Source organism: Chryseobacterium geocarposphaerae, assembly GCF_002797535.1.
Taxonomy (GTDB): Bacteria; Bacteroidota; Bacteroidia; order Flavobacteriales; family Weeksellaceae; genus Chryseobacterium; species Chryseobacterium geocarposphaerae.
In genome coordinates, this window is the sequence record NZ_PGFD01000005.1 from 1 (window position 1) to 5,576 (window position 5,576).

2 tRNA genes and 3 rRNA genes are annotated in these 5,576 nt (G+C 45.9%); all 5 read right to left on the reverse strand.

Features of this window, described 5'->3' with window-relative positions:
* Positions 1-5 precede the first annotated feature (5 nt).
* The 5 genes from rrf to CLV73_RS18800 all read right to left on the reverse strand — a co-directional run bounded on the left by rrf (position 6) and on the right by CLV73_RS18800 (position 5,204).
* Positions 6-114, reverse strand: a 5S ribosomal RNA gene (rrf, locus tag CLV73_RS18780).
* Between the two features lie 125 nt (positions 115-239).
* Positions 240-2,995: ribosomal RNA gene (locus CLV73_RS18785) — 23S ribosomal RNA — on the reverse strand.
* Positions 2,996-3,168: 173 nt separating this feature from the next.
* Positions 3,169-3,245, reverse strand: a tRNA-Ala gene (locus tag CLV73_RS18790).
* Between the two features lie 80 nt (positions 3,246-3,325).
* Positions 3,326-3,399: transfer RNA gene (locus CLV73_RS18795), tRNA-Ile, on the reverse strand.
* Positions 3,400-3,687: 288 nt separating this feature from the next.
* Positions 3,688-5,204: ribosomal RNA gene (locus CLV73_RS18800) — 16S ribosomal RNA — on the reverse strand.
* The 16S, 23S and 5S rRNA genes sit together here with 2 tRNA genes alongside, the layout of an rRNA operon.
* Positions 5,205-5,576: the final 372 nt, after the last annotated feature.

Below are 5,576 nucleotides of genomic sequence, written 5' to 3' on the forward strand. Positions count from 1 at the left end.
AAAAAAACTGGCGGCGACCTACTCTCCCGCTTGTCGCAGTACCATCGGCGCTGGTGGGCTTAACTTCTGTGTTCGGAATGGGAACAGGTGAGCCCCACCGCTAAAACCACCCTAAAGGTTGTATATAGCTGTTGGCGATTGGCTTATTGCCATTGGCCATTAGCGTTTTATCGGTAAATTTCATCACAAAGGCAAAACCATGATTGCACTTATAAGGCTTGTTTTAATGTAAACCAATAGGCTATAAATCTACGGGTAATTAGTACTACTCGGCTATGCTGTTACCAACTTTACACCTGTAGCCTATCAACGTTGTCATCTCCAACGACCCTTAAAAGATGTCTCATCTTGAGGCGAGTTTCACACTTATATGCTTTCAGTGTTTATCTCTTCCAAACATAGCTACTCAGCGGTGCACCTGGCGGTACAACTGATACACCAGAGGTTTGTTCAATTCGGTCCTCTCGTACTAGAATCAAGCCCTCTCAAACATCTAACGCCCGCAATAGATAGAGACCGAACTGTCTCACGACGTTCTGAACCCAGCTCGCGTGCCACTTTAATGGGCGAACAGCCCAACCCTTGGGACCTTCTCCAGCCCCAGGATGTGACGAGCCGACATCGAGGTGCCGAACCTCCCCGTCGATGTGAGCTCTTGGGGGAGACTAGCCTGTTATCCCCGGAGTACCTTTTATCCTATGAGCGATGGCCCTTCCATACGGAACCACCGGATCACTATGTCCTGCTTTCGCACCTGATCGACTTGTTGGTCTCACAGTCAAGCACCCTTATGCCATTACACTCTACGCACGGTTACCAAGCGTGCTGAGGGTACCTTTGAAAGCCTCCGTTACTCTTTTGGAGGCGACCACCCCAGTCAAACTACCCACCACGCAATGTCCTTCTGTAAGAAGTTAGGCTCCAAGTAAGTAAAGGGTGGTATTTCAACGTCGACTCCACCAACACTAGCGTGCCGGCTTCAAAGTCTCCCACCTATCCTACACATTACTTACTCAAAGTCAATACGAAGTTATAGTAAAGGTTCACAGGGTCTTTTCGTCCCATTGCGGGTAATCGGCATCTTCACCGATACTACAATTTCACCGAGCTCGTGGCTGAGACAGTGCCCAGATCGTTACACCATTCGTGCAGGTCGGAACTTACCCGACAAGGAATTTCGCTACCTTAGGACCGTTATAGTTACGGCCGCCGTTTACTGGGGCTTCAGTCAAACGCTTCGCTTACGCTAACGCCCTTCCTTAACCTTCCAGCACCGGGCAGGTGTCAGACCCTATACAGCATCTTTCGATTTAGCAGAGTCCTGTGTTTTTGATAAACAGTCGCCTGGGCCTCTTCACTGCGGCCAACATTGCTGTTGGCGTCTCTTCTTCCGAAGTTACGAGACTATTTTGCCTAGTTCCTTAGCCACGACTCACTCGAGCACCTTAGGATTCTCTCCTCGACCACCTGTGTCGGTTTTGGTACGGGTTGCTTCACTTCGGCTTTTCTTGGATCCGATTTCACTATAACAGCTTCGCCCGAAGGCTAGGCCTTGACACTTCCGTCCGTCTTCAATAGCTACATCGAACCGTCCCCTTTTTAGTGTGAGCAAGTATGGGAATATTAACCCATTGTCCATCCACTACCCCTTTCGGGTTCGCGTTAGGTCCCGACTAACCCTCAGCTGATTAGCATGGCTGAGGAAACCTTAGTCTTTCGGTGAGGGGGTTTCTCGCCCCCTTTATCGTTACTTATGCCTACATTTTCTTTTCTGTCCGCTCCACAATACCTCACGATACTGCTTCGGCGCAAACAGAATGCTCTCCTACCAGATGTATCTAAAATACAAATCCATAGCTTCGGTAATATGTTTATGCCCGATTATTATCCATGCCGGACCGCTCGACTAGTGAGCTGTTACGCACTCTTTAAATGAATGGCTGCTTCCAAGCCAACATCCTAGCTGTCAATGCAGTCCAACCGCGTTGCTTCAACTTAACATATATTTGGGGACCTTAGCTGTTGGTCTGGGTTCTTTCCCTCTCGGACATGGACCTTAGCACCCATGCCCTCACTGCCGCAGAACATTTATTAGCATTCGGAGTTTGTCAGGAATTGGTAGGCGGTGAAACCCCCGCATCCAATCAGTAGCTCTACCTCTAATAAACTTTGTTGCGACGCTGCACCTAAATGCATTTCGGAGAGTACGAGCTATCTCCCAGTTTGATTGGCCTTTCACCCCTACCCACAGGTCATCCGAAGACTTTTCAACGTCAACCGGTTCGGTCCTCCACTTTGTGTTACCAAAGCTTCAACCTGCCCATGGGTAGATCACAAGGTTTCGCGTCTAATCCTACTAACTATGCGCCCTATTCAGACTCGCTTTCGCTCCGGCTCCGTAACTTAATTACTTAACCTCGCTAGTAAAATTAACTCGTAGGCTCATTATGCAAAAGGCACGCCGTCACCCAACTTGTGGGCTCCGACCGCTTGTAGGCGTACGGTTTCAGGTTCTATTTCACCCTTCTATTCGAAGTGCTTTTCACCTTTCCTTCACAGTACTTGTTCACTATCGGTCTTTCAGGAGTATTTAGCCTTGGAGGATGGTCCCCCCATATTCAGACAGGATTTCACGTGTCCCGCCCTACTCATTTATCATCTATATATACCTTTCATATACGGGGCTATCACCCTCTATGGCTGTTCTTTCCAGAACATTCTATTAAATATATAAAGACTTTTGGGCTAATCCGCTTTCGCTCGCCACTACTTACGGAATCTCTTCGATTTCTTTTCCTCCGGGTACTTAGATGTTTCAGTTCTCCGGGTTTGCTCCTCTTACGAGGTGACATATCTTCAATATGCCGGGTTGCCCCATTCGGACATCTGCGGATCAATTCGTGTGTGCCAATCCCCGCAGCTTTTCGCAGCTTACCACGTCCTTCGTCGCCTCTGAAAGCCTAGGCATCCGCCATACGCCCTTAACGATTTCTTTCCTATTTTTAGGTTACTCAAGCACTTATAAGTGCTCGGTTTTCTCTTTGTGATGTCTTTACCGTTAATGTCAATGATCTTTATTGCTGGTTCAAGGTTTAAGGTTTTTGGTTCAAGGAAAATGGCTCTCATTTTCCGTTATTTGAACTTTGAATTTTAAACTTGAAACCCAATTGGTGGAGAATAAGGGAGTCGAACCCTTGACCTCCTGCGTGCAAGGCAGGCGCTCTAGCCAGCTGAGCTAATTCCCCCTCTAGTAGTTTAATGTTTAAGGTTTTATGTTCAATGTTGTAACCTTGAACGATAAACTTTAAACCTTCAACCTAATTAGTAGTCTCGGGCAGGCTCGAACTGCCGACCTCTACATTATCAGTGTAGCGCTCTAACCAGCTGAGCTACGAGACTTCATTATAATTTTAAATGTTAAATTGAAAATTTTAAATACTTTTAAATCTAAAATCTATAATTTATAATCTAAAATCTCTCTATCCCTTTACTAATTTCTAGTGGGTTTTATTTTTAATATATTTATAAGTAATGGGTAATGAGTAATTTTAAATGCTCCAATTACTTGGCTCTTTTTACTTTTACCTTTTTACTTACAAATCAACCAAACAAAAAACTAAAGCTTTACTTTGAATAAGTACTTTGTGTCTAGGACACTAATTTTGTTTATCGTCTAAAGACGCTCTAAAATGAGATGTTCCAGCCGCACCTTCCGGTACGGCTACCTTGTTACGACTTAGCCCTAGTTACCTGTTTTACCCTAGGCAGCTCCTTTTACGGTCACCGACTTCAGGTACCCCAGACTTCCATGGCTTGACGGGCGGTGTGTACAAGGCCCGGGAACGTATTCACCGCGCCATGGCTGATGCGCGATTACTAGCGATTCCAGCTTCATAGAGTCGAGTTGCAGACTCCAATCCGAACTGAGACCGGCTTTCGAGATTTGCATCACATCGCTGTGTAGCTGCCCTCTGTACCGGCCATTGTATTACGTGTGTGGCCCAAGGCGTAAGGGCCGTGATGATTTGACGTCATCCCCACCTTCCTCTCTACTTGCGTAGGCAGTCTCACTAGAGTCCCCAACTTAATGATGGCAACTAGTGACAGGGGTTGCGCTCGTTGCAGGACTTAACCTAACACCTCACGGCACGAGCTGACGACAACCATGCAGCACCTTGAAAATTGCCCGAAGGAAGGTCTATTTCTAAACCGATCAATTCCCATTTAAGCCTTGGTAAGGTTCCTCGCGTATCATCGAATTAAACCACATAATCCACCGCTTGTGCGGGCCCCCGTCAATTCCTTTGAGTTTCATTCTTGCGAACGTACTCCCCAGGTGGCTAACTTATCACTTTCGCTTAGTCTCTGAATCCGAAAACCCAAAAACGAGTTAGCATCGTTTACGGCGTGGACTACCAGGGTATCTAATCCTGTTCGCTCCCCACGCTTTCGTCCATCAGCGTCAGTTAAGACATAGTAACCTGCCTTCGCAATTGGTGTTCTAAGTAATATCTATGCATTTCACCGCTACACTACTTATTCCAGCTACTTCTACCTTACTCAAGACCTGCAGTATCAATGGCAGTTTCACAGTTAAGCTGTGAGATTTCACCACTGACTTACAGATCCGCCTACGGACCCTTTAAACCCAATAAATCCGGATAACGCTTGCACCCTCCGTATTACCGCGGCTGCTGGCACGGAGTTAGCCGGTGCTTATTCGTATAGTACCTTCAGCTTTCCACACGTGGAAAGGTTTATCCCTATACAAAAGAAGTTTACAACCCATAGGGCCGTCGTCCTTCACGCGGGATGGCTGGATCAGGCTCTCACCCATTGTCCAATATTCCTCACTGCTGCCTCCCGTAGGAGTCTGGTCCGTGTCTCAGTACCAGTGTGGGGGATCACCCTCTCAGGCCCCCTAAAGATCATCGACTTGGTAGGCCGTTACCCTACCAACTATCTAATCTTGCGCGTGCCCATCTTTATCCACCTCAGTTTTCAATAATCAATGATGCCATCAATTATATTATGGGGTATTAATCTTCCTTTCGAAAGGCTATCCCCCTGATAAAGGCAGGTTGCACACGTGTTCCGCACCCGTACGCCGCTCTCAAGTATCCGAAGATACTCTACCGCTCGGCTTGCATGTGTTAGGCCTCCCGCTAGCGTTCATCCTGAGCCAGGATCAAACTCTCCATTGTATGTTTGTTCTTGACTCACTCAAAGTTTTTTAACGCTTTAGTTTTTCCTTACTTGGTTGTTATATTGTATGTCAATGATCTTTTTTCTTTCGCTTTTTTACCGAAGCTAATTTCTATCAGTTTCACTTCCGTATTTGCGAGTGCAAAAGTAATTATTAATTTCTTTATGACCAAATGTTTTAAAGAAAATTTTAAAGTTTTTTTTAGTAACCTTAACTCCCTCTACAAACCCTCAATCTCACTCCTGCGCTTCCCGTTTTACCGGACTGCAAAGATACAAAATTTTTTAACTCCCACAACTTTTATTTCTAAAAGTTTCTGATTGTTTTTCCCGTATCTCCTAAAGTGATTTTATTAATCTTTATGCTTATC